We start from the raw sequence: 25930 nt of genomic DNA on the forward strand, positions 1-25930 counted from the left end.
TGAACACTGGTTACTGATTATTGATTACTGATTCTTGGGTGGGGATGGCTCCGGTTTTTACTTCTAAATTTAACGGTTGACCTTGACGTTGAACTTGCATTCTTAACGAACTTCCGACCGTTACATTTTCAACGGCTTGTTGAACTTCATCGGCTTTCAGGACAGGTTTATTATCCACTTGAATAATGACATCTCCGGCGCGTAATCCTGATTGATGAGCAGGAGAATTGGGGATGACTCGAACAATTAATATCCCCTGATCTTCATTCACACTAATCGGACTATTGGGATCTTGATTTAAACTTTCTTTGACTTCAGGAGAAAGCGTTACCATTTGAATTCCCAAATAAGGATGTTCGACTTTTCCTGTCGTCGAAATTTGATCCGCAATACGTTGAACTTGGTTAATCGGAATAGCAAATCCTAACCCTTGGGCACCTTGAATAATCGCCGTATTCATCCCAATCACTTCACCTTTTTGATTCAGTAACGGCCCCCCAGAATTCCCTGGATTAATAGCAGCATCGGTTTGAATAAAACTAACTCGTTTATCAGGAATTCCAACTTCACTTCCTGAACGACCTGTAGCACTAACAATACCAACTGTTACAGTATTATCTAATCCTAAAGGGTTGCCAATAGCGATCGCTAATTCCCCCGGTTGTAAAGCCTCTGAATTGCCTAATGAAACCGTTGGCAAATTATTCGCTTCAATTTGAACCACAGCAACATCCGTAACCGGATCACTTCCAATCACTTTTCCTTCAAATTGACGACCATCTTTAAGGACAACAGAAACGTTTTTTACCCCATCGACAACGTGAGCATTGGTAATAATTCGACCATTAGAATTAACAATAAATCCTGACCCTGAACCTCTAACGATTTCCTGTTTAGGAGAATTGGGCATTTGGGAACCAAAGAACCGTTGAAAAAACGGATCATTAAACTGTTCAGGAACCTGACTTTCAATGGTTTTTGTAGCATTAATCCGCACAACAGCCGGCCCAAAGCGTTCTACAACAGAAGTGATCAGGTCAGGATCGGCAATAGTTCCCGACATAGAATTGACCGGGGCTGGCATCGACATCGGGGGTACGGGAGCAGTTACCGTTGGGGAGGTGGTCTGAGGGCGTTGTTGCAGTTGATGGGCAAAGGACACCCCCGCAATTCCTAGCCCAGTTCCTAATAAGATTAAAGATAACGACTTTAAAGATTGTGTCCGAGGGCGTTGGGGAGTGGGGTGAGATGGGTCTGTCCACTCTAAACGACGGGACTCTAAAGAATTTACAGGATCAAAATCAGATTTCATATTTAATACCTCATCTATAAGGGTTTCAGGGATTGGACTGGTTTCTGTCTGCCCTGATATTTCTTAAGATATAGGACGAGTATGACATCCTTGTGGCAGAGATATGACATCTCCATGAAAATTGGAGAGCTTGAGTCTTTTAGAGGGGAAAAACAATCCGTAAAATTACTGATTTTTAATTAAAATCCTTACTGAGTGATACGGTTAACGGTTCAATAGGGGGGTCTATTCCCCTTGACCTTAATATCATCAGAAACATCCATCTTTTAATCAACGGCTAAGAATTCTGATAAAATAGACGCAACGATCAATAATCAATTTTTTGATTTTTTAGGCCCTCGAATTTCACATATTAACTTGTTCCCCATTTACTGTAACCTGTTCCCGGCCGTTTATAATGATTCATTTTGCAAATTCGCAATCTTCCCTAGGAAGTATTTTATTAGTTGATGACAAACCCGATAATTTAAGACTATTATCAACGATGTTAATGGAACATCAATATGAAGTCAGACGGGTGACAAAAGGAGTAATGGCATTAAAAACAGCTAAAGCTGCTCCACCGGATTTGATTGTTTTGGATATTAAATTACCGGATCTCGATGGCTATGAAGTTTGTCAAGCTCTCAAATCTGATCCCATGACTGCCGAAATTCCCATTATTTTTATTAGTGCCTTGGATAATGTTTTAGATAAAGTCAAAGCTTTTAGTGTTGGAGGCGTTGATTATATTACCAAACCTTTTCAAGTTGAAGAAGTCTTAGTCCGGGTTAAAAATCATTTGACCTTGCGAATTCAACATCAACAACTCTTAGAAAAAAATGAACGATTACAACAAGAAATTAAAGCTCGACAAGAAATTGAAATTGCTCTCAAAGAATCTCAATCTGAACTCCAAAAACTCAATCAAGAATTACAACGTTTAGCCCATTTAGATGGATTGACTCAAACCGCAAATCGACGGCAATTTGATCACTATTTACAACAGAAATGGATGCAACTTTGTGGGGAACAAAAACCCCTGGCTTTAATCATGTGTGACGTGGATTACTTTAAATCCTATAATGATACTTATGGTCATCAAGCCGGAGATGATTGTTTACGCGCGATCGCCCAAGCCATTAGTCAAGCCATTCCCCGGACAACAGATTTAGTTGCTCGTTATGGGGGGGAAGAATTTGCGGTTATTTTACCGGAAACAGATATCCTAGAAGCCGAAATAATTGCCCAAACGATTCAAAAAAAAGTACAATCTTTAAAACTGGTTCATGACCAATCTCAAGCCAGCCCTTATATCACCTTAAGCTTAGGGATTACCTGTCTCATTCCTCATTGCCAATCTAGTCCCTCTCTGTTAATTGAATGGGCTGATCGTGCCCTCTATCAAGCCAAAAAACAAGGTCGAAATTGTAGTGTTACTTTATTAAATAAAACCCATGTCTGAACCCGAACCAATTTCAAGCAATACAGAGGCAGGAGAAGCCTTAATTCAGGAACTTGAAACCCTGCGAAAACGGGTATTACAACTCGAAAAAGCCAAGAGTACAGAACCTTATCAAGTTGCCCAACAAAAAGCGCTATTTGCGGTTATTAGTAAAATTCGAGAATCTTTAGATTTAGATAGTATTTTTAAGTCTACAGCCATTGAAGTGCGTCAATTGTTGAATGCGGATCGGGTGGGAATGTATCGGTTTGATCCTGATTCTCAATATGAATGGGGAGAATTTGTATCTGAAGATGTTTTACCCAATTTTCGTTCAGCATTATCGGCAAAAATCAAAGATCACTGTTTTGGAGAACATTATATTAACTATTATTTTTATGGCAAAATCTGGGCAGCCGATGATATTTATACATTACCATTACCGCGTTGCTATGCCCAAATGTTATCCCAATTTCAAATTAGAGCTAATCTGGTTGCCCCCTTACTGAAAGGGGAAAATTTATGGGGATTACTGTGCATTCATCAATGTTCCGGCCCCCGTGAATGGAAAGAATCGGAAATGGAATTTGTCCGCCAAATTGCCACTCATTTAGGCGTGGCATTACAACACGCAGAATTTGTTAAAAAGTTGCAAATGCAGTCTGAATATTTAACCCAAGCGGTAAATCAGGCTGTTGAACGAGAAAAAGCTGTTGCTGCTATTATCAATAAAATTCGTCAATCCTTACAACTGGATACGATTTTTACAACCACAACCCAAGAAGTTCGTCAACTTTTAAAAGCTGATCGAGTGGTGATTTATCGATTTAATGCTGACTGGAGTGGAGAATTTTTAGTTGAATCTAAAGCCGAGGGATGGAAATCTTTAATTGAAGAACAAAAATATGATTTGCAATTTGGAGCTAATATTAGTCAATGTAGCCTGAAATATTTAGTAAATCCCTGCGTTACTGATAGCTATCTACAAGAAACCCAAGGGGGCGATTTTACACGGGGAGAAGTTTTTCGAGTTTGTGACAATATTTATAAAGCTAATTTTTCCACCTGTTATATTCAAGCGTTAGAACGGTATGAAGCCCAAGCTTATGCAATTATCGCAATTTATCAAGGGAAACAATTATGGGGATTATTAGCAGTCTACCAAAATCAAAGTACCCGACATTGGGAAACCTCAGAAATTAAGTTTTTAGTTCAAATTGGTGGACAACTAGGAGTCGCAATTCAACAAGCTGAATTACTCGCCCAAACGGAAAAACAAAAACGAGATTTAGAAACCATATTAGCCGATGAATTGCGACGTCAAGCTGAAAGTTTAGTGGAGGATGCAGAACGAGAACGAGCTTTAGCCCAAGTGATTGATAAAATCCGGCGCACTTTAGATATTAATACGATTTTTCAAACCGCCACTTCTGAACTTCGTCAACTATTAAATGCTGATCGAGTGGCTGTATTTCAATTTGAGCCTAATTCCTATTGGAATTACGGAAAATTTGTTTCAGAAAATGTTTTATTTCCCTTTTGTTCGGTTTTAGAAACTGAGATAGAAGATCATTGTTTTGGTGCGAGATTTGCTCAAAATTATCCCCTCGGTCATGTGTTAGTTTTACCCGACATTTATCAAGGAGGCTTAACAGATTGTTATGTGCAACTGTTAGCTCAATTTCAAATTAAAGCAAATTTAGTTGTTGCCTTACTCAAAGGGGATGAATTATGGGGCTTATTGTGTATTCATCAATGTTCAACTCCCCGTCAATGGCAAAAAAAAGAAATTGAATTTGTGCGGAAAATTGCCGTTCAATTAGGCGTTGCTTTACAACAAGCAGAACTCTTAACCCAAGCTCAAAAACGTTCAGAAGAACAGGCAAAAGTTGCCGAACAAGAACGAGCTTTAGCACGGGTTATTGATCGGATTCGTCAAACTTTAGATATTGATACAATTTTTAGTGCAACGACCCAGGAAGTCAGACAAATTTTACAATGTGATCGCGTCGTGGTCTATCGTTTTATATCCGACCGTCGCGGAGAATTTATTTTTGAATCTAAACTGTCCTGCGGCATTCCTTTAGAACAAGCTGAACATAAAAATTTATGGTTAGAAACTCATTTTAAATATCCCAAAATTGATCAATATCAAAACCATCAGCCTTTAATTATTGATGATATTTTTAATGCCCCTTTATCCCCCTCTACCCTCAAAGTTTTACAACAATTTCAGATTCGAGCTTATATTTTAGTTCCGGTTTTTGTAGGAGAAATATTATGGGGATTATTAGGAGCTTATCAACATACCAGTAGCCGTCATTGGCAACCCAGAGAAGTGAGTTTATTAACCCAAGTTGCGAATCAATTAGGGGTAGCCATTCAACAAGCGAAATTATTAGCTCAATTGAAGGAAGCTAAAGACACAGCCGATGCAGCGAACCATGCTAAAAGTGAATTTTTAGCCAATATGAGTCATGAATTAAGAACACCTCTGAATGCGATTTTAGGCTTTACTCAAATTTTAGCGAAACATTCAGGATTAAGTTCTGTCCAACAGGAATATCTCCGAATTATTGAACGCAGTGGAGAACATTTACTCGATTTAATTAATGATGTTTTAGAAATGTCTAAAATAGAAGCGGGACGACTCACACTCAATGAAACCAGTTTTGATCTTTATCGCTTGTTAAATAACTTGCAAGAAATGTTAGAATTAAAAGCAGAAATGAAAGGATTAAATTTGATTTTTGAACGCGATCAAAATGTACCTCAATATATTAAAACCGATGAAAGTAAGCTTCGCCAAGTCTTAATTAATTTATTGGGAAATGCGATTAAATTTACAGAAGTCGGTTGTGTGATTTTACGGGTTAAACAAGACACTATTTTTCCCAAATCTATCACAACGGAGGCTCAAAATTCAGAACCTATAGACGTTTTACCCGAACCCATTAAAATTACCTTTGAAGTCGAGGATACTGGCCCAGGTATTGCCTCTGAAGAAATTGATTTATTATTTGAAGCCTTTGCACAAACAGAAACAGGACGAAAATCCAAAGAAGGAACCGGGTTAGGTTTACCCATCAGTCAACAATTTGTGCAAATGATGGGAGGAAATATTATTGTTAATAGTCTCTTAGGAACAGGAACTTGGGTTAAATTTTTTATTCAAATAGGTTTGGCAGATTGTTGTGATATTCAACCCCAACTTTCTAAAAAATCTGTGGTGGGTTTAGCAGCCGGACAACCCACCTATCGGATTTTAATTGTTGAAGATGCAGTCGAAAATCGCCAAGTTTTAGTAGAACTTTTATCAACAACGGGGTTTGAAGTTCGACAAGCCCTCAACGGTCAAGAAGCCGTAGAATTAAGCTTAAGTTGGCAACCCCATTTAATTTGGATGGATATGCGAATGCCGGTTATGGATGGAATAGAAGCCACGCGACGCATTCGGGCAAATGCCCCCTCGGAAAATTTCCCCATTATTATTGCATTAACAGCAAATGCCTTTAAAGAAGAACGCGCCCAAGTTTTGCAAGCCGGATGTGATGATTTTGTGAGTAAACCCTTCCAAGATCATATTATCTTTGAAAAAATGGCAGAATATTTAGGGCTAGAATATGAATATGCAGACTCTCAAACCTCAACCCATTTAAACTCCAATTTAGAAAGAATCTCAACACCGGGAGATTTAAGCTTAGATTGTTTAGTATTAATGCCTCCGGCTTGGATTCAAGAGTTTCATGAAGCGGTATTATGTACTCAAGAAAAACGGGTTTTTGAGTTAATTCAGGAAATTCCTGAATCCTATTCAGCCTTAGCATTAACCCTCAAAAAATTAGCTGATGAATTTCAATTTGATCAAATTTTAGCCGTCACAGAAACCCTAATTTTAGGCTAACAGTAGTAAGCCCTTCAGGGCTTCTTCCTAACACTTCAAATCAATAAAAGAGTCCTGAAGGACTCACTACGATTAACAGTAGTAAGCCCTTCAGGGCTTCTTCCTAACACTTCAAATCAATAAAAGAGTCCTGAAGGACTCACTACGATTAACAGTAGTAAGCCCTTCAGGGCTTCTTCTTAACACTTGAAATCAATAAAAGAGTCCTGAAGGACTCACTACGATTAACAGTAGTAAGCCCTGAAGGGCTTCTTTCTAACACTTAAAATCAATAAAAGAGTCCTGAAGGACTCACTACGGTTAACGAACTTCAATTTTTGCTAAAGCCGTATTGCGGTAATAATGGGCTAAAATTTGCTGGTAATTGTATCCACCACGAGCTAAATTATAAGCGCCCCATTGACTTAAACCCACGGCGTGACCAAACCCGCGACCTGTAACCTGAAAACTCGTGGTTCCACTTTTACGGCTGATTTGAAACCGAGTGCTACGCAGTCCTAACGCAGAAGCAATATCCTCCCCACTCATCACTCGTGTCCCTTTATCGCCGACTACTTTCATCGCTAGAATACTGCCAAACGCTGAAGTCCGTTGCGGGGTCATCGTTGTAATATTCCCCACACCCGAAATTCGTTTACTTAAATCCGCTTGCGAAAAGGTTTTTGTCCACTCAAACACCGGGGTTCCTTGGTCAAAATCAGGAACTCCCCGTAAATAAGGCAAAGGTTCATTCCAAACATCCTCAACATTTTCCGTATGTCCCCCAGAGGCCGAATGAAACGCCGCTAAAATCGCTTGACCGTTATAGGTTAACACCTGTCCTCTTGTAGCATTCACCGCCGCCACCGTTCCAGTAGACTCCGTAACTAATCCTTTATAAACTTGCCAACCTTGGTCATCCCCGACATCAAAAATACCATTGCTGCGTTGACGCTTGTAGAGGGCGTAGGTTCGCGCTGCAACCGCTTGGGCTTTCAAAGCTTCCTGGGGCCATCCGCCATCCATTTCCGCCCCCAGCACGCTATAGAGATATTCCTCTAAATCGACATAATTAATTGCCGTTAATTTACCATTCCTCGGCACTAATAACACTCGTCCCCGATACCAACCGTTACCAATCCAAACATTCCCATTATTACTTGGATCAATCCAAAGTTGAGAGCCTTGCCAATTTCCCAAGGCGACTTTTCCTGATTTTGCTTGAGCGACACCGCCCCCCATGGCCACTAATTCCCCTAGGGCTTGGCCATTACCATCTCGGACAATGGCTTTGGTGGTACTGCCAACTTTGACTTGATTGGCCCCCTCTTCAATGGCGACTCGTAATAATAATTGAGCCTGGGCTGGGGCTACCCAACACAACCAAATTAGCAGCGTTGTCCACCAATAACGCTTAAACCGTTGTAGGGAGGTGGGGAAGGAGACTAAAGGATGCCAAGATTGAGGAACAGAACAAACCATTGTTGCGATCAGATCCGGTAAGATGGATAGATTAGAACTGCACCTTGGTTATATAGCATATTTTTTTCGTATTTGAAGATGGAAGGAGCGAGTCAATGCAGATTACTTTTTTAGGCACTAGCTCCGGGGTTCCGACACGATCGCGCAATGTTTCCAGTATAGCTCTGCGTTTACCGCAACGGGCTGAAATTTGGTTGTTTGACTGTGGGGAAGGAACGCAACATCAATTCCTCCGTAGTGATTTAAAAGTCAGCCAAATTAGTCGAATTTTTATTACCCATTTACACGGAGATCATATTTTTGGGTTAACGGGATTATTAGCCAGTTGTGGGTTAGCGGGAAATGCCAAACGCATTGATATTTATGGGCCAGCAGGATTATCAGATTATTTACAAGCCTGTGTGCGTTATTCTCAAACCCATTTTTCTTACCCGGTTAAAGTCCATACCATTCAACCGGGAATGATTTTTGAAGACGAAGAATATCAAGTGGTTTGTGGGTATTTGAAACATCGGGTGACAGCTTTTGGGTATCGGATTATTGAAAAGGATAAACCGGGACGATTTGATGTAGAAAAAGCCAAAAAATTAGGCATTCCACCGGGGCCAATTTATGCTCAACTTAAACAAGGACAAACGGTTACTTTGGCCGATGGTCGTACGATTCGAGGGACAGAACTTTGTGGAGTTCCCCAAATCGGTCGTAAATTTGTTTATTGTACAGATACCGTTTTTTGTGAAGGGGCGGTGGAATTAGCGCAGGATGCGGATGTTTTAGTTCATGAAGCAACGTTCTCCCATCACGATGCAGAAATGGCTTTTCAACGATTACATTCCACGTCAACAATGGCGGCACAAGTCGCATTAGCCGCCGGAGCTAAACAGTTAATGATGACCCATTTTAGCCCCCGTTACGCTCCCGGAAATTCAATTATTTTAGATGATTTATTAACAGAAGCCAGAGCCATTTTTCCTAATACAGATATGGCTTATGATTTCCTGACCCATGAAATTCCCCGCCGTCCCTTGTAGTAAGCCCTTCAGGGCTGTCTTTTCTTTAATTTCCCTATTAATCAATCCCCTTAACCATTCATTATGTCAGTTGTCTAAACCCTGTACATTCTCAATAGCAGCAATCAGTTCAGACGGATGAGAAATTAAAGCATTGGGGTGATGGCGGGCTAAAACCTCGGCGGAATTATATCCCCAACTCACAGCAATACTTTTAATTTTAGATTTTCTAGCTGCATTAATATCTCTCGTTTCATCCCCAATATAAATAGCTTGCTGGGGTTCTATTCTTTCTTGTTTTAATAATTGGTTAATGATTTTATGTTTGCCAAACAAATTAATTCCTGAATAGATATTCTTGAAATAATTAATTAAATCATAACGAGATAAAATTGTAATTACATTAATTTTAGAGTTAGAGGTAATAATATAAAGAGTATAATTCTGCTCCTGCAATTGTCGGAGAATCTCAGGAATTGTAGGGAATAAATCAATCTGTTGTAAATCCTGATTTAACTCAGAAATCACTCGCTTCAGTAAAAAAGGCAGTTTAAATAGAGAAATTCCCGATTGTTGAATAATCTGCCAAGAGCTTAAATTTTGAATTTGAGCGAGAGTGTCAGGGTTAGTCGGGGAATAACCAAATTCCCCCGATAAACGATTGGTAATTGTAACCACCGTATGTAGGGTATCCGCTAAAGTTCCATCAAAGTCAAAAATAATAATCTGATTCATAGATTCAGGGGTTTAGTCTGGGTTTGAGATTAGCACTCAACATAGAATCAATATTTGAGTTTGTATAAGATTAATAAATATGTCTACCCAGAGATTAATATTTACCTCATTATCTCTAAAAGTGGGGTTTAATCCCGGATTGAATATTTTTCAAAAATCCATGATCTTGCGGAGATGGAAACCCTCTTATATTAACAATATAATAATCCGCTCAATCACCCGCCCATTTCCTATAATATAGATAGGGTTTGTCCCGGTGAAATACAAGAATTTGGTTAATTCTTTAAATAAAAGCTTAGAACTATAAAAGTTCTGTAAAACTTACAAGAATTTTTCGGGAATGGGGTGACAAAGCCAGAAGGTTTGCTAATGTAGTAATAACCGCTTGTATGAATCACTCTGGTTGCTGAGATGTCCCCCCTCTAGGGAGATAACCAGAACAACCGGGTCAAGAGTTAAGGGTAACAGTAACCAGTAGGATATTCACACACAGGAGTTCCAAATGAAAACTAGATTCTTCACCACTTTAATCTCAACCTTGGCTTTAACAGGTGTTTACGCTACATCTGCTCAAGCAGTAGGATTCAAGTTCAAAACCAACTATTCCACCGATGCCAACTTGTGGAAAGGTGACATCTTTTTAAATTCAGTTGAATTTAAGAGTAAAACCTATAATAATTTCTCCCTCGTAAACAAAGTTGATATTATCGACAATGACCTCTGGACGAAAGGAAATACTGGGGCTGCCAGTAGCGATAAAGGGGATCAAGCATCAGGAATTAAAGCAGAAGCTCCCACAGCAAGCGATTTAGTTGCTTCTCTGGGAAATCTGAATTTAAGCAATATTGTTGATACAGAAGACAACGGCAGTTTCACCCTGGACTTGTTCTTTGCAAAACCAGCAGATAATTTCCTGTTCTTTGAACGGGGTAAAAACAGCAAACTGGATGTTCAAGCTGTGTTTACTGATGGTTCATTGGGGTCGGTCGTTAACTTAGATTCAAAAAAATGGGACTACGCTGGCTATAAACTCGATACCACAGAAATTACGGGCGCTCAACAAGTAGGTTCTTTCGGTCTGAGTTTGTCAGACTTAGGCGTAACCAATGCCAAATCGTTCAAAAGTCTGCGGTTGATCAGCGAAGCCGATTTCAAAGGCCCTGACTTTAAAGTGGTGGGTACGAATGTGTCTGTTCCTGAACCCACAACCGTTTTAGGTTTAGGTTTAGTCGGCGCTGCTTTAGCAATGTCTCGTCGCAAAAAAGCTCACTAAGGCAAAATACGCTCGCTACCATCAACATCTCTAAACTTGTCTCCGTCCCATCAAACTGAAAAACTGATTATTTAAAGTTGCGATCGCTTATTTCTCAAAATCGAGGGATAGGCGATCGCAATTTTTTTCCTTAATAAACTTGTATCCAGGCTTTCACATCATATTCTGTCCAGATCCCATTTTGCCAATAGGGGTCAGACTCGACTAACTGACGCACCGTTGCTTCATCTTCGGCTTCATAAATGCCAAATACCTTTGTGACATCCTGAGTCGGGCCAATTGTTAATAAAACCCCCGACTCTTTTTGTTGTTTTAATCCTTCCAAATGGGCTGCGCGATAGGGTTCGCGCTTTTCCAGAACATCCTCGCAATAGGTTCCAAACATGACATATTTTGGCATAGTTGTTGATGGTTGATAGTTGACTGTTATCTGTTATTTGTAGGGGCGGGGTTTTCCCACCCGCAAGTCCCCCCGCCCCCAGGACAAACACCTAACTTCTGAGATTAACGTTAAATTGCTGCACTAAAGCATCTCGGACTTTTTGTTGTAAAGGGTCAATATCCGTATCCGTTAACGTGCGATCGCTCACCCGGTAAACTAAACGAAACGCTAAACTGCGTTGACCTTCCGGGACATTTTTACCCCGATATTCATCAAAAACTTCCACCGATTCTAATAAATTTCCTGCGGCTTTGGTAATACAGCGTTCAAGTTCGGACACGGGAACTTCGACGGGGACGAAAAAGGCAATATCTCGATCCGATGCTGGGAATGTTGAAAAAGGTTTGAATTTCCGAACTAAATTAGAAGGACGGTTCATCGCCTCTAATAATATTGATAACTGAAATTCAAAGGCATAAACTTGATTCGGTAAATCCTGTTTTTGACACAATTGCGGATGGAGTTGTCCGAAAATTCCTAAGCGTTTTCCTTGTAGCCATAAAGAAGCGGTGCGTCCAGGGTGTAAATGTTCTATTGTAGATTCCGGTTTATATTCAACGGTTAAATTTAAACGCTGAAATACCGCTTCTAAAATGCCTTTCGCTTCAAACCAAGTCATCGGTTGTTCTTGACCACTGCGAACCCAACGCCCAAAACTGCGATCGCCTCCCATAATACCCGCTAAAGCATCTTGTTCCTTATATTGATCCCCTTCTTTCCAAAAAATCCGCCCAATTTCAAAGCCATTTAACGGCCCATTACCATTTTGTAAATTATAAACAAAGGCATCAATTAACCCGGTTAACATTTCCGTGCGTAATGCCGAATATTCCACAAACAAAGGGTTATCTAAAACAACTTGATTTTCCCCTTCAGTTTTCACTAAAGAATAGTGCATTAATTCCGTTAAGCCTTCCCCTCGGAAAGTCGCCCGAATTTGTCGCATTGCTAACTGTTCTAAGGGCAGATAACCCGATACCCCTTGACTGGGTAAAGTTTCACAGAAATTATCATATCCGTAGAGACGGGCAACTTCTTCAATTAAATCAATTTCCCGTTCCAAATCTCGATAACGATAGGGGGGAACGGTGACTTTCCAAGCCACAAAATCACGATTTTTATCTCTGACTAATCCACAACCCAAAGCCGTCAGAATTCCTTCCACTTCTTCCGGTAATAAATAGGATTCGGCTGCGGTTCCTTGTCCCCGTTTCAGTTGTCCTAAAACCTGATTAATTCGATCTAATCTTAAGGTAATTTCAGGACTCTGTAATTCTATGCCACTGCTATCAGTTTCTTGACGAGTTGGAGTGCCAGAAGCTAACTCTTTTAATAATAAAATTGCCCGCCGACAAGCTAATGCTAATTCAGCTTGATTTACCCCTCGTTCATAACGGGTAGACGATTCACTGCGTAGACCTTGCGCCCGTGCAGATCGACGAATGGCTATCGGTGCAAAAATAGCAGCTTCTAACAGTAAATTTTGGGTTCCTTCAAAAACTTCCGTTTCTTCCCCTCCCATAACTCCGGCTAAAGCTACGGGATAATCATTAGCCGTAATTAATAGATTTTGCTCTTGTAATTTCCGGGTTTGACCATCTAAAGTTTTAATCGATTCATCGGGTTGAGCAAAACGCACCCCGATGGTTAAATCTGGAGAGGAAGTCACTTGTTTAAGACGATCTAAATCAAAGGCATGAAGCGGTTGTCCCCATTCCAATAAAATATAATTCGTGACATCGACAACATTATTAATCGGACGAACACCCGCCGCTTGTAATCGTCGTTGTAACCAATCAGGAGAAGGGGCTATTTTTACTCCTTCAATCATCGTTCCAATATAGATCGGACAAGCTTGTTTATCAGCAATTTTAATCGATAAGGATTGAGATTGTTCCGACTGTTCAATTAATACCCCAGCCGCTTCAGGAATTCTTAAATTAGCTCCGGTTAATGCTGCAATTTCACGGGCAATTCCCACCATACTTAAGCCATCCGCCCGGTTCGCCGTTGCGGTGACATCTAAAATTACATCATCTAACCCTAATAACGGTCTAACATCACTGCCTAAAATCGGATTTTCAAGGTCAAAACTGTGAATTCCTGAAGAGTCTTTTTCTAGTCCTAATTCCGCTAAGGAACAAATCATTCCTTCTGAAGGAACCCCCCGCAATTTTGTTTTTTTCAGGGTTAAATTAATTTTAGGTAAATAAGTTCCCAAGGTTGCTACAGCCACCACCATTCCTGATGCAGCATTCGGTGCTCCACAAACAATATTCAGGGGTTCAGAAGCCCCAATATCCACTTGACACACTCTTAATTTATCCGCATTGGGATGTTGTTCAGCTTGTAGAATTTTTCCCAGGACAACTCCATCGGCCCAGGAACGCCAATCTTCAATATCTTCAACTTCAAATCCCGCCACCGTGAGGGTTTCTGCCAACTCTTGGGGGGTCATCTGGATATCCACCAGTTCTCGCAACCAATTTAAAGAGATACGCATCGTTGTTTGCTTTCAATGTTCCTAGTTTATTGTTACAGAAGATCGGAGTTACCGAGTCAGCTAACCCGTCAACTGCTAACCGTCAACAGCCAACAGCCAACAAACTACCCATTTAATCGATCTAACTGCTATCCTGGTGTCAAGTATGTATTCCGGTAAAAATAGCTAGACTTTACTCAATCTTTACATAGGTTGGAAAAGCTGATACGGAAGTTAACGATTCTGGAGTGATAATAGAAGTACAAAGAAACTTTTTTTGATCCGGGAGTTAGATCGATTGAAATCGTGATGCCCAAGCCTACATTCAGGTCAAAGTTCCCAGGAACCTCCTATGTTGTTCTTTGATGTGGCTTAATTCGATTAGTATGGGTTTTGCAAGTCCTCCGTCCACTGGTACAAAGCAATCTCAAACACCATGAGCTACTGTGTCAATCCAGCCTGCCCTCAACCGGAAAATGTAGATGATGCCATTAAGTGTAAGGCTTGTGGTTCAAAATTGTTGTTGAGAAATCGCTATAAAGTGATTCAACCCTTGGGAAAAGGGGGGTTTGGAGCAACCTTTCTGGCTCAGGATCTGTCGTTACCTGGACGTCCGAGTTGTGTGGTTAAACAACTGCGTCCGACTGCTACATCAGCCCGAATTTTAGAAATGGCGCGAGAGTTATTTCAACGGGAAGCTAAAACCCTCGGTAAAATTGGTGATCATCCTCAAGTTCCTCGCCTCATCGATTATTTTGTTGGGGGAAAACAATTTTATCTAGTACAAGAATATATTGATGGTTATACTTTAAAACAAGAAGTCAAAGAAAAAGGAGTTTTTAACGAGGCACAAGCCAAAAAATTCCTGCGAGAAATTTTACCCTTGTTGAATTATATTCACAGTCAAGAAGTTATTCATCGAGATATTAAACCTGCTAATATTTTACGACGGCGAATTGATCAAAATTTGGTTTTAATTGACTTTGGAGCAGTAAAAGATCAAGTCAATCAAGCAACCATGATGGGAACTGGACAAACTGCTTTTACTAATTTTGCTATTGGCACATCGGGGTTTGCTCCTCCTGAACAAATGGCTTTACGTCCAGTTTATGCCAGTGATATTTATGCGGTGGGGATGACTTGTGTTTATTTAATGACTGGAAAGTCTCCTAATTCATTTGAAAGTAATCCGGTGACGGGGGAAATTATGTGGCTTCCCCATTTAGATGTGAGTGATTTCTTTGTCAATATATTGCAACGGATGTTAGAATTTTCCGTACAATATCGCTATCAATCGGCGCAGGATGTTCTGCGGGCTTTAGATTCTGAATCGAGTTATGGAATGTTAGCAGAAGGGATGGTAACGCAGCAAAAACCCTCCTCGACTCCTAACCCAAAATTAACAAATTCTACAAATGAATCTACTTTTTTAAATGAACCTAATACCTCGTTGATGTTACCTTCACAGCGTATGGCTGCCCAAATTCGAGCCAGAAATCAGCGAGTTGCGAAGAAAAAACAGGGCAATTTGGGTGGGGATACGGATATTTATGATGATAACTCTTTTGTTAGTGGCATGAGTGCGACGGAAGGTTCTCCCAGAACCATGATTTATGACACGGTTTCTAATAATACTAAAAGTAGTCTTCCCCCGACAACACCCAAATGGACTGAAAATACATTAAAGACTGCCTATGTTAAAGGAAGACGTGATTTTGCAGACTGTGAATTAAGCGGTTTGAATTTAGAAAATTTTGATTTTTCGGGGACTAATTTTTATGAATCCCGTTTAAGTAATAGCAATTTTCAAGGAGCCGATTTAACAGAGGCAAATTTTGGTCGCGCTAGATTAACAGAGGTGAATTTTCGGAAGGCTCAATTAGTTAAAGCTTATTTAAGTAATGCTAATTTAGAACGGGCTGATTTACGAGGAGCTAATCTCAGAGAGGCTTGCTTAAATCGAGCGAATTTGCGGGGTGTGAATCTCTGTGGTGCTAATCTCACCCATGCAATTGTCAGTGATGAACAATTAGCCATGGCTAAATTGAATTGGCGTACAATTCGACCCAATGGAAAACGGAAATTGTGGTGCTGGTGGTTTTAACAGACTGTAGCGGATATTGGCAAAAATCGGTGTTTTGGAATAAAAAAATCCTTGGGGGACTAGCTAGAAATCGGGTTTCTGTTTACCATATAAGGTATTTGACCCCCTAAATGAAAGAAAACAGAAGTATGAGTCTAACAACCACAGAAAACCCCCTACTGATGGGGCAGGGATTACCCCCTTTTGAACAGATTACACCGGAGCACGTTGTTCCAGGAATAACGCAACTGTTAACGGAATTGGAACAAGATCTCGTTACCTTAGAAACCCAGGTAAAACCAACCTGGACAGAATTAGTCGAACCTTTGCAAAAATTACAAGAACGGTTAACGTGGAGTTGGGGAATTGTTGGGCATTTAATGGGTGTAAAAAATAGCCCGGAATTGAGAACTGCCCATGCAACGGTTCAGCCTAATATTGTACAGTTTATCAATAAATTGAATCAAAGTCAAGCCATTTATCATGCTTTTAAACAGTTAAAAAATAGCGATGAATGGGATCAATTAGATTCGGCTCAACAACGGATTATTAATACAGCCCTGCGAGATGCTGAATTATCGGGTGTGGGATTAGAAGGAGAAGAACGGGATCGTTTTAATGCCATTCAATTAGAATTAGCTGACCTTTCCACTCAATTTTCTAATCATGTTTTAGATGCGACAAAAGCCTTTAGTTTAACCTTAACAACGCCGGAAGAAATTGCAGGTTTACCCCCCAGTTTACTCAGTTTAGCTGCTCAAGCTGCCCGTACAGAAGGCTCAGAAACTGCTACCTCGGAAAATGGCCCCTGGCGAATTACGTTAGATGCTCCCAGTTTTGGCCCCTTCTTAAAATATAGTCAGAGGAGAGATTTACGCGAAAAAGTTTATCGAGGTTATATTAGTCGGGCTTCTAGTGGAGATTTAGATAACTTTCCTTTAATTGAACGGATTTTAGAACTTAAAAAACAGAAAGCTAGTATTCTAGGTTTCAAGAGCTATGCTGAACTGAGTTTAGCGAGTAAAATGGCTCCGAATGTGGCAGCAGTGGAAGCATTATTAGAAGAATTACGCATTGTCAGTTATGATTCAGCCCAACAAGAATTCGAGGATTTAAAAGCTTTTGCAGCCTCAAAAGGAGCCGAAGAAGCTCAGAATTTACAACATTGGGATATTGCCTTTTGGTCTGAACGACAACGGGAAGAAAAATTCGCCTTTACAGATGAAGAATTACGGCCTTATTTTGCCTTACCGCAAGTGTTAGACGGGTTATTTGGATTAGTTCATCGGATTTTTGGAATTGTGATTACTCCCGCCGATGGTCAAGCGCCAATTTGGCATCAAGATGTCCGCTATTTTCAAGTCGCTAATGAAAGCGGAAATCCCCTGGCTTACTTCTATTTAGATCCCTATAGTCGTCCCGCCGAAAAACGGGGTGGAGCTTGGATGGATGAATGTATTACTCGCGCTAAATTCGTGGAAAATAACGAAACAAAAGTGCGATTACCCGTGGCTTATTTACAATGTAATCAAACCCCTCCCGTTGAGGATAAACCCAGTTTAATGACGTTTACAGAAGTAGAAACGTTATTTCATGAATTTGATCACGGGTTACAACATATGTTAACAACCGTTGACTATGCCGGGGCGGCTGGTATTAATAATGTGGAATGGGATGCGGTGGAATTACCGAGCCAATTTATGGAAAATTGGTGTTATGATCAAGCCACATTATTTGGCATGGCAAAACATTATCAAACCGGAGAAACTTTACCCGAACATTATTATCAAAAGTTGTTAGCGGCTAAAACCTATATGAGTGGAATGGGAATGCTAAGACAACTGCATTTTGGGTTCGTAGATATTGAATTACATCATCGTTATCAACCGGGAGGAAGTGAAACCATTAATGATGTTCGTAACCGCATTGCCGAGAATACAATGATTATTAAACCTCTACCGGAAGATGCTTTTTTATGTGCCTTTGGTCATATTTTTGCAGGCGGTTATTCTGCCGGATATTACAGTTATAAATGGGCAGAAGTACTGAGCGCTGATGCTTTTGCTGCTTTTGAAGAAGCGGGATTAGAAGATGAACAAGCTATTTCTGAAACAGGAAAACGCTTCCGAGATACGGTGTTAGCATTAGGGGGAAGTTTACATCCGATGGAAGTCTTTAAAGCTTTCCGAGGACGGGAACCCAGTACAAAACCTTTATTAATTCATAGTGGTTTAATCGCGGCTTAATCAGTTATCAGTGATCAGTTATCAGTGATCAGTTATCAGTTATCAGTGATCAGTGTTTGGGTTAATTTTTTAGATCAAAAAATAGCTAACGATTAGCTTAATTCTGAATTAATGACTATAATAAATTAAATGAAATATTTTGAGTAAAGTTAATATTATGGTATCATCTTTATATACAATAACTGATCAAGAATTAATGGAAATTAGTTCTCAAAATCCTAATTTACGCTTTGAACGCAATGCAGATGGAACGTTAGTTACTATGGCTCCTACAGGTGGTATTTCAGGGAATCGAGAAGCGAAAGCAATCGCTTATTTAGGAATCTGGGTAGAACGTGAAAATTTAGGAGAAGTTTTTGCATCCAGTACCGGATTTAAACTACCAAATGGAGCCATTCGTTCCCCTGATGTAGCGTTTGTAGCTCAAGGACGTTTACCCGTAGGATGGGATGAAGGAGAAGACGAATTTTTAAATTTAGTGCCAGATTTTGTCATAGAAATTCGCTCTAAAACCGATAGTTTAAAAAAATGCCAAGAAAAAATGACAGAATATATTGAAAATGGGGTGCGGTTGGGGTGGTTAATTGACCGTCAAAATCAACAAGCTTGGGTGTATCGTGCCGATGGTTCAATTACTCAATATCCCGCAACCGCAACCTTAACAGGAGAAGAAATTGTTCCGGGGTTTACAATTGCGTTAAACTCTTTAATTTAGAAGGGTAAACGGGGAATTGGAACAGGAACAGGAGGGGTCGGAATTGAAGGTGTGGGAATTCCTGATGTGGAACAACTAAATCCAGGTAAAAGACGAGAACACAGAGAATATAATGCTCCTTCAGGAGTTACAGGAATCGTAAATCCTGAGAATAATCGACCGGATAAAATAGAGGCAATTTCTTCAGGGGTCATGGGAATAACTTCGCTTAAAATTCCTTGTAAAACCGATACTTTTTCCCCTTCCTTGACTTGTACAGGTTCTCCACTTCCCGTACTGGAACTCACCTCTACAGTCCCTTCCAAAACTTTAATATCCCCTGTATTTCCATCCATCGTTTCTAGGACATAAATTGTTCCTTTAACTCCAACAGTAAACCCCGCAATACATCCATTAACAGGGCCACTGACGAGAATTTTTCCTTGTTTTATTTCTACACATTGACCAACGGTAACAACGGAATTAGAATCCATGCGTCCCGCAGCACCATTATTAAATAAAACTCCAGCGCGAGATACTTTCGTTAAAACAATTTGCCCAAAGTCTGCTTTATCTTCTACTTTAGCTTGATTATCTTGAATAAAAACTTGATCCCCATCTAAAATTTCTTGAATAATGGCAAGATTAACTTGAGCAACGGTAGATTGTTGGAAAAATCCCACCGTTAAAAAGAAACAAAATCCGGTGATTAAACTGATAAAAATTCGTCTCCAATCACGAGAAAATTGAAGAAAATTAAACAACCGAGACACAAGTGGAAGGATGAACATAGGTTAAGAGAAGAATGAGAAAATTTAAAATTTTAGTAATTCGGATACTGAGTCAGCTAAAATTATCACTAAAGCTGAATCCTAAGCACTGGGATTAAAGTAGGAATTAAGTAATGATACCTAAACTCAGAAGCAAAAATAAATTTTTCAGAGTTTGGTTTTGTATCCTGATTCTGGCATCTTTTTTGGCTTCAGGAATAGTTTTACCTGCGATCGCACAACAATGGCAATCCGCACAAATTCTTAATTCTAATTCTGACGCAGAAAATAGTTTTAATCAAGGATTGAAAGGATATCGAGAAGGAACAGTAGCCGGATTTCGGAAGGCGATTCAAGAGTGGGAAAAAACGTTACGTTTATGGCGAGAAGCGAATAATCCTCAGCAAGAATCCATGACTCGCAATTTTTTATGCTCTGTTTATGGAAATTTAGGGGAATATCCCCAGGCTCTTAACTGTTATAATCAATTACTGATTTTAACTCAAACCCTCCAAGATCAACAAACTCAAGCAACAACTTTAGTTTCTATTGCTAAAATTTATGCTCAATTAGGGGAATACCAAAAAGCCTTAGATACTCTCAATCAAACTTTTCCTTTCTGGCAAACTCTTAATTTTAAAACAGGGGAGTTGGCAACTTTGAATGAAATGGCTTTTGTTTATTTTAATTTAGGGGAATTTCAACAAGCTCTGAATTATTATAATCAAGCCTTAGCTGTAGTAAAGCCTTTAGGAAATCCGGCGAATGTGGCAGCTATTTTAAATAATATTGGTCAAGTTAAATCCACATTAAATCAGTTTGAACCTGCCCTGGATCATTATAAACAAGCTTTAGGTTTATGGGAAGAGGTGATTCAAAAATTGGGCGATAATTCTGCCATCCAAATTCAGCGAGGAAAAGGGGCAACGTTAAATAATATCGGGTTTATTTATGCTAATTTGAATCAATTAGAAGCCGCTTTAGACAATTATAATCAAGCCTTAACGCTGTGGCAAAAAATTGGCGATCGCACAGGAGAAGCAAGTACCTTTAATAATATAGGTTTTGTTTATTTTCAACAAGGGAAGTTAGATCAATCCTTAGAATTTTATAACAAAGCCCTACAGATTCGTCAGGAAGTCGGTGATCGCCCTAAAGAAGCATTATCTCGATATCGAGTCGCAACAGTTAAACGAAAACAGGGAAATTTTGAAGAAGCGATCGCTCAAATTGAAACCGCTTTAACCATTATTGAAGATTTGCGGACACAAATTGCAAATCAAGATTTAAGAGCTTCTTTCTTAGCCTCTAAACAGGATTATTATCAATTTTATATTGATTTATTAATGGAACTCAACCAACAACAACCCAACCAAGGATGGGATGGAAAAGCGTTACAAATTAGTGAACGAGCCAAAGCCCGCTCTTTATTAGATATTTTAGCAGAAGCTCAAGGAGAAATTACCTCTGGTGTTGATCCTCAACTTTTAGAGAAAAAACAAACCTTAAGACAAAAATTATCCGCTTTAGAAGCACAACGCATTAAACTTTTAAGCCAGTCTCATACGATTATTCAAAAAGAGGAAATTAACAAAGAAATTGAAGCTTTACTGCAACAATATAATCAAGTTTTAGCTGAAATTCGGGAGAATAATCCCCATTATGCTGCCTTAACTCAACCTCAGCCCTTAAATTTATCAGAGATTCAAAAACTATTAGATGAAAATACCGTTTTATTAGAATATTCCCTGGGAAAAGACCGAAGTTATTTATGGGCTGTTACTCCTAATAGTATTCAAAGTTATGACTTACCCGGAGAAGATGCAATTAAAACAACCGTTAAAACCTTTCGAGAAAATTTAATTTTACCGAGTAAAAGAATTCGGCAATCACTTTATGAAGAAACAGGGAAAACCTTAAGGGAAATGGTATTTCCTTTAAGTCCCGCCTTAGAAAATAAAAGATTACTCATTGTTGCCGATGGCGCGTTACAATATATTCCGTTTGCTGCCCTTCCTTTAACAGAAACAAACAGCGAAGGTGATCCGATTCCTTTAATTAATTATCATGAATTAGTAACGTTACCCTCGGCTTCAGTTTTAGGAATTATACGTCACGAAACTCAAACTCGAAAACCGGCTGAAAAACTGTTAGCAGTATTAGCTGATCCGGTCTTTAGTTCAACAGATGAACGATTAAAAGCGATTGTTTCAAAAGCAATTAAATCCCTGCCCCCTGACTTAGAACGTTCCGCCAGAGAATCCGGTGTTTTATTTGATCGTTTACCCTTTACCCAAGACGAAGCGAAACAAATTATTGCCTTAGTTCCTGAGACTGAAAGTTTACAAGAAATTGGTTTTAAAGCAAATCGAGAAACCGCAACCAGCCCTCAACTCAGCCAATATCGTTTTATTCATTTTGCCACTCATGGTTTACTCAATAGTGAGAACCCTCAATTATCCGGTTTAGTGTTTTCTTTAGTCGATCAAACCGGAAAATCTCAAAATGGATTTTTACGACTCTATGATATTTTTAACTTAAATTTACCTGTAGAATTAGTGGTATTAAGTGCCTGTGAAACCGGGTTAGGTCAAGAAATAAAAGGGGAAGGATTAGTAAGTTTAACGAGGGGATTTATGTATGCAGGTGCGAGTCGAGTGGTGGTGAGTTTATGGAGAGTTGATGATCAAGCCACCTCCCAATTAATGATGAAATTTTATCAAGGAATATTAGAACAAAAATTATCTCCAGTTGCCGCTTTACGACAAGCGCAAATTAAAATGCAGCAAAATGAAACCTCAGAATGGATACCGCCTTATTATTGGTCAGGGTTTACCTTACAGGGAGAATGGCAAGGACTTAAAAATTAAATCAAGAAAATTGCAGTTTCTTGGCAACTTCTGAGTTCCTAAGACAGTCTCAGAGGCATAAGTCCCCATAATCTGCTCATTTCGTACTCCAGAAAATCATGATCGGATGCAGGTTTTCGATTGTGGATGGTGCATCTTATGATCATCTTCATGGACATAAAGAGGCATAATCTCATGGTTATCAAGTCTGTCGGTTATTTGAGTCTGATTTTAGGCATGATGTTGCCTGTTACAGCGAGTCTAGCTACCCTTCCTTCTCCAGTTAAAAATCGGGTCAATTTTCCCCTGCAAATTAGTTTAGAATTTCCCCCTGCACCCAAGGGTGATGGGCCAGTGAGTACCGCCGGAGGAGGAACACGAGGAAATAGTTGTGGGTTAGATAATACCAAATTGACCGCTTTAGTACCTAGTAAAAATACCTCAACGGTTTCTGCTAACCCAACCTTTTTTGTTTACATTCCTAAACTTAATCAATCCCAAGGATTAAAAGGTGAATTTGAGTTAATCTATAATCCCAATAAAAATAAATATGTTTCTGTTTACAAGACAAATGTTCAACTACCTTCAGAACCTAGTATTGTGAAAATTCCATTACCTGAGACTGTAACCTTAGAACCAGGAATTAAATATCAATGGACATTTGCAGTTACTTGTGATCTTTCAAATCCCTTAGGGCCAACAGAAGATTTTATAGGGGTTTATATTCAGCGAAATGAGCTTACACCCACGCTAAAAGATGAATTAGAACAAACCCAAAATCCCTTAAAAAAGGTAGAAATTTATGCCCGTGAAAACATCTGGCAAGACACATTAATGAGCCTAGCTCAGTTGCGAGAATCTCAACAAGAGGAATGGAAAAGTTTACTCAATTCTATTAAAATAGAAGAATCGATTATAGAAGCTCCTTTTGCACCTGAACCAACAGTCAGCAATTCTGAAGAGCAATCTGCCCAATAAACCCTACAATATACACGCTAAAATAGGCTCTATGAGAGCAAATATTCAACAATTGGTGTGGGAGTGGCGTGGCGTTTGGATTACAACTCCAGTCATGGCGGGTCTTGTAATCCTGCTGCGTTTTTCTGGTCTTTTACAAGCTTGGGAATGGTCAGTTTATGACCAATATATGCGCTTGCGTCCCCCGGAACCCCGTGATCAACGGATTGCAATTGTGGGGTTAGATGAAGCGGATATGAAATATATTGGTCAGGGTTACGTTCCCGATGAAATTTATGCTGACTTAATCCAAAAATTAGTCGCCATGAAACCCACAGCCATCGGGTTAGATATTTATCGAGATTTACCCTTTGAACCCGGTCATGCTCGGTTACTTCAACTTTTTGCACAGACTCCTAATTTAATTGGAATTGAAAAAGTTGTCGGAGATGAATCCTTAGAATCTGTGGCAGCGCCTCCCATTTTAAAAGAAAAAAATCGAGTCGCTGCCAATGATTTAATTTTAGATGAAGATAATATTATTCGGCGGGCTTTGTTAGTCGTCAAAAATGATCAAAAACAACCAGTTTACAGTTTGGGATTATTTTTGGCGATGTTTTATTTAGATTCTAAAGGGATTTCACCTGAAATAGTAGAAGGAACCAATAATTGGTGGAAGTTCAACGAAACCGTATTTAAACCCTTTGCTAAAAATGATGGCGGTTATATCCGAGCCGATGCTGGAGGGTATCAAGTGTTTTTAAATTATCGAGGGTCTAATCAAAGTTTTGAAACGGTTTCCTTTCAAGATATTTTAACCGATAAACTTCCTAAAGATTGGGGAAAAAATAGGATTATTTTAATTGGATCTATAGGGGAAAGCTTCAAAGATTTAATGTCAACGCCCTACACCTTATCTGCTAACGAAAGAATGTCTGGGGTAGAAATTCATGCAAATGTAGCAAGTCAAATTATTAGTACCGCCTTAGATCATCGTCCTTTAATTCAAACCCTTCCTGACCCCTTAGAATGGATTTGGATATTTTTCTGGTCAGGAACTGGGGCAATTTTAACTTGGAAATTTAGAGCGACGGCTAAAGTTAAATTATTAATTGCACGACAGGTTTTGATTTCGATTTTAGCAACGGGAGTTTTACTCGGAAGTACCTATCTTTTGTTTATTAATGGATGGTGGATTCCCGTTGTTCCTCCCTTTTTGGCATTAGCGGGTTCAGCCATTGCCATTACCGCTTATATTGCTCGTTCTGCGGCGGATATTCGCAATATTTTTGGCCGTTATTTAAGTGCTGAAATTGTTTCTAATTTACTCGAAAAACCCGAAGGGTTAAAACTGGGAGGAGAACGACGAAAAATCACTATTTTAACCTCAGATTTACGGGGTTTTACCGCTCTGTCTGAACGGTTACAACCGGAAGAAGTCGTCAAAATTTTAAATTTCTATTTATCTTCAATGGCGGATGTTATTACCGCTTATCAAGGCACGATTGATGAGTTTATGGGGGATGGAATTTTAGTGTTATTTGGGGCGCCCACCTTGCGAGAAGATGATGCTCAACGGGCGATTGCTTGTGCGGTAGCGATGCAATTAGCGATGCACAAGGTCAATGAAAAATTAAAACAGTGGGATTTGTCTCCTTTAGATATGGGGATTGGAATTAATACCGGGGAAGTTGTTGTTGGAAATATTGGGTCAGAAAAACGGACAAAATATGGTGTTGTTGGGAATCAAGTGAATTTAGCTTATCGCGTTGAATCCTATACAACGGGGGGACAAATTTTAATTTCTGAAATGACCTTAAAGGAAGCAGGGGAAGATATCGTTAAAATTGATAATCAAAAATTGGTTCAACCCAAAGGAGTAAAAAAACCGATTACCATTTATGAAGTCGGAGGAATTACGGCACAATATAATTTATTTATCTCTAAGGAAGAAGAACATTTTTATCCGCTTCCCACACCGATTGTTTTACAATATTCGATTTTAGAAGGTAAACATATTGGTGAAAGTTTATTAATGGGAAGTTTAGTTGAATTATCAGAAAAAAGTGGTTTAATTGTTACAGAAGTTAATAATAATATTATTCCTGAAGTGTTAGCAAATTTAAAGATTAATATGAAATTACAATCAGAACAATGGAGTGATGATATTTATGCAAAAGTCCTAGAAAAATCGGCTGAATCTGGATCATTTTATATCCAGTTTACCGCAAAACCTCCAGAGGTTGAAAAATATCTCAATCAACTGTATAAAACTATCATTACTTAAAC

General features: G+C 39.3%; 16 protein-coding genes. 10 read left to right on the forward strand and 6 right to left on the reverse strand.

Annotated elements, in window-relative coordinates; genetic code table 11:
• Positions 1-10: 10 nt before the first annotated feature.
• Positions 11-1312: an HhoA/HhoB/HtrA family serine endopeptidase gene (locus H6G57_RS01915; RefSeq protein ID WP_190515574.1), complete on the reverse strand. Its 1302-nt coding sequence runs from the start codon at positions 1310-1312 to the stop codon at positions 11-13.
• A 397-nt stretch (positions 1313-1709) separates the two neighbouring features.
• On the opposite strand from H6G57_RS01915, the gene H6G57_RS01920 reads away from it, so the two are divergent.
• Together H6G57_RS01920 and H6G57_RS01925 are read left to right on the forward strand one after the other, a co-directional pair.
• The gene (locus H6G57_RS01920) at positions 1710-2756 is read left to right on the forward strand and encodes a diguanylate cyclase domain-containing protein (RefSeq protein WP_190515575.1); all 1047 of its coding nucleotides are present in this window, start codon (positions 1710-1712) and stop codon (positions 2754-2756) included.
• The gene (locus tag H6G57_RS01925) at positions 2749-6639 is read left to right on the forward strand and encodes a GAF domain-containing hybrid sensor histidine kinase/response regulator (protein WP_190515577.1); all 3891 of its coding nucleotides are present in this window, start codon (positions 2749-2751) and stop codon (positions 6637-6639) included. Before H6G57_RS01920 ends, H6G57_RS01925 begins: the two co-directional genes overlap by 8 nt.
• A 300-nt stretch (positions 6640-6939) precedes the next feature.
• On the opposite strand, the gene H6G57_RS01930 is transcribed toward H6G57_RS01925, so the two are convergent.
• Entirely contained in the window at positions 6940-8100 is a 1161-nt protein-coding gene (locus tag H6G57_RS01930) for a SpoIID/LytB domain-containing protein (protein WP_190515579.1), read from the reverse strand.
• A 95-nt stretch (positions 8101-8195) separates the two neighbouring features.
• Between H6G57_RS01930 and H6G57_RS01935 the strand changes: the two genes are divergently transcribed.
• Positions 8196-9131: a ribonuclease Z gene (locus H6G57_RS01935; protein ID WP_190515581.1), complete on the forward strand. Its 936-nt coding sequence runs from the start codon at positions 8196-8198 to the stop codon at positions 9129-9131.
• Between the two features lie 66 nt (positions 9132-9197).
• On the opposite strand, the gene H6G57_RS01940 is transcribed toward H6G57_RS01935, so the two are convergent.
• Positions 9198-9845 carry an HAD hydrolase-like protein gene (locus H6G57_RS01940; RefSeq protein ID WP_190515583.1) on the reverse strand — a complete coding sequence of 216 codons (648 nt, stop codon included), beginning with the start codon at positions 9843-9845 and terminating at the stop codon, positions 9198-9200.
• Positions 9846-10347: 502 nt separating this feature from the next.
• On the opposite strand from H6G57_RS01940, the gene H6G57_RS01945 reads away from it, so the two are divergent.
• Entirely contained in the window at positions 10348-11118 is a 771-nt protein-coding gene (locus H6G57_RS01945; protein WP_190515585.1) for an exosortase-dependent surface protein XDP2, read from the forward strand.
• A gap of 130 nt (positions 11119-11248) precedes the next feature.
• On the opposite strand, the gene H6G57_RS01950 is transcribed toward H6G57_RS01945, so the two are convergent.
• Together H6G57_RS01950 and pheT are read right to left on the reverse strand one after the other, a co-directional pair.
• Entirely contained in the window at positions 11249-11518 is a 270-nt protein-coding gene (locus tag H6G57_RS01950; protein WP_190515587.1) for a YciI family protein, read from the reverse strand.
• Between the two features lie 91 nt (positions 11519-11609).
• The gene (gene pheT / locus H6G57_RS01955) at positions 11610-14063 is read right to left on the reverse strand and encodes a phenylalanine--tRNA ligase subunit beta (RefSeq protein ID WP_190515589.1); all 2454 of its coding nucleotides are present in this window, start codon (positions 14061-14063) and stop codon (positions 11610-11612) included.
• Positions 14064-14478: 415 nt separating this feature from the next.
• Between pheT and H6G57_RS01960 the strand changes: the two genes are divergently transcribed.
• The 3 genes from H6G57_RS01960 (at position 14479) to H6G57_RS01970 (ending at position 19086) form a co-directional block, all read left to right on the forward strand.
• Entirely contained in the window at positions 14479-16146 is a 1668-nt protein-coding gene (locus H6G57_RS01960; protein WP_190515590.1) for a serine/threonine-protein kinase, read from the forward strand.
• A 128-nt stretch (positions 16147-16274) separates the two neighbouring features.
• Positions 16275-18371 carry a M3 family metallopeptidase gene (locus tag H6G57_RS01965; RefSeq protein WP_190515593.1) on the forward strand — a complete coding sequence of 699 codons (2097 nt, stop codon included), beginning with the start codon at positions 16275-16277 and terminating at the stop codon, positions 18369-18371.
• A gap of 157 nt (positions 18372-18528) precedes the next feature.
• A complete protein-coding gene (locus H6G57_RS01970) occupies positions 18529-19086 on the forward strand; it encodes a Uma2 family endonuclease (RefSeq protein ID WP_190515594.1) in 558 nt (185 codons plus the stop codon).
• Here H6G57_RS01970 and H6G57_RS01975 read toward each other — a convergent pair.
• Positions 19083-19856, reverse strand: coding sequence for a hypothetical protein (locus tag H6G57_RS01975; protein WP_190515596.1), 774 nt, complete (start codon positions 19854-19856; stop codon positions 19083-19085). The genes H6G57_RS01970 and H6G57_RS01975 overlap by 4 nt on opposite strands.
• A gap of 113 nt (positions 19857-19969) precedes the next feature.
• Here H6G57_RS01975 and H6G57_RS01980 point away from each other — a divergent pair, with 113 nt between their 5' ends.
• The 3 genes from H6G57_RS01980 to H6G57_RS01990 all read left to right on the forward strand — a co-directional run bounded on the left by H6G57_RS01980 (position 19970) and on the right by H6G57_RS01990 (position 25928).
• Entirely contained in the window at positions 19970-22705 is a 2736-nt protein-coding gene (locus H6G57_RS01980; RefSeq protein ID WP_190515598.1) for a CHAT domain-containing protein, read from the forward strand.
• 174 nt (positions 22706-22879) lie between these two features.
• Positions 22880-23662, forward strand: coding sequence for a DUF928 domain-containing protein (locus H6G57_RS01985; RefSeq protein WP_190515599.1), 783 nt, complete (start codon positions 22880-22882; stop codon positions 23660-23662).
• Positions 23663-23693: 31 nt separating this feature from the next.
• Entirely contained in the window at positions 23694-25928 is a 2235-nt protein-coding gene (locus H6G57_RS01990; RefSeq protein ID WP_190515601.1) for a CHASE2 domain-containing protein, read from the forward strand.
• The last annotated feature ends 2 nt before the right edge of the window (positions 25929-25930 follow it).

The organism is Planktothrix sp. FACHB-1365 (assembly GCF_014697575.1).
In the GTDB taxonomy this organism is placed as follows: domain Bacteria; phylum Cyanobacteriota; class Cyanobacteriia; order Cyanobacteriales; family Microcoleaceae; genus Planktothrix.

Bases quoted from the DNA above. Each gene is read 5' to 3' on its own strand.
- H6G57_RS01915 (WP_190515574.1), bottom strand. From the start codon at position 1,312: ATGAAATCTGATTTTGATCCTGTAAATTCTTTAGAGTCCCGTCGTTTA.
- H6G57_RS01920 (WP_190515575.1), top strand. From the start codon at position 1,710: ATGATTCATTTTGCAAATTCGCAATCTTCCCTAGGAAGTATTTTATTA.
- H6G57_RS01925 (WP_190515577.1), top strand. From the start codon at position 2,749: ATGTCTGAACCCGAACCAATTTCAAGCAATACAGAGGCAGGAGAAGCC.
- H6G57_RS01930 (WP_190515579.1), bottom strand. From the start codon at position 8,100: ATGGTTTGTTCTGTTCCTCAATCTTGGCATCCTTTAGTCTCCTTCCCC.
- H6G57_RS01935 (WP_190515581.1), top strand. From the start codon at position 8,196: ATGCAGATTACTTTTTTAGGCACTAGCTCCGGGGTTCCGACACGATCG.
- H6G57_RS01940 (WP_190515583.1), bottom strand. From the start codon at position 9,845: ATGAATCAGATTATTATTTTTGACTTTGATGGAACTTTAGCGGATACC.
- H6G57_RS01945 (WP_190515585.1), top strand. From the start codon at position 10,348: ATGAAAACTAGATTCTTCACCACTTTAATCTCAACCTTGGCTTTAACA.
- H6G57_RS01950 (WP_190515587.1), bottom strand. From the start codon at position 11,518: ATGCCAAAATATGTCATGTTTGGAACCTATTGCGAGGATGTTCTGGAA.
- pheT (WP_190515589.1), bottom strand. From the start codon at position 14,063: ATGCGTATCTCTTTAAATTGGTTGCGAGAACTGGTGGATATCCAGATG.
- H6G57_RS01960 (WP_190515590.1), top strand. From the start codon at position 14,479: ATGAGCTACTGTGTCAATCCAGCCTGCCCTCAACCGGAAAATGTAGAT.
- H6G57_RS01965 (WP_190515593.1), top strand. From the start codon at position 16,275: ATGAGTCTAACAACCACAGAAAACCCCCTACTGATGGGGCAGGGATTA.
- H6G57_RS01970 (WP_190515594.1), top strand. From the start codon at position 18,529: ATGGTATCATCTTTATATACAATAACTGATCAAGAATTAATGGAAATT.
- H6G57_RS01975 (WP_190515596.1), bottom strand. From the start codon at position 19,856: ATGTTCATCCTTCCACTTGTGTCTCGGTTGTTTAATTTTCTTCAATTT.
- H6G57_RS01980 (WP_190515598.1), top strand. From the start codon at position 19,970: ATGATACCTAAACTCAGAAGCAAAAATAAATTTTTCAGAGTTTGGTTT.
- H6G57_RS01985 (WP_190515599.1), top strand. From the start codon at position 22,880: ATGGTTATCAAGTCTGTCGGTTATTTGAGTCTGATTTTAGGCATGATG.
- H6G57_RS01990 (WP_190515601.1), top strand. From the start codon at position 23,694: ATGAGAGCAAATATTCAACAATTGGTGTGGGAGTGGCGTGGCGTTTGG.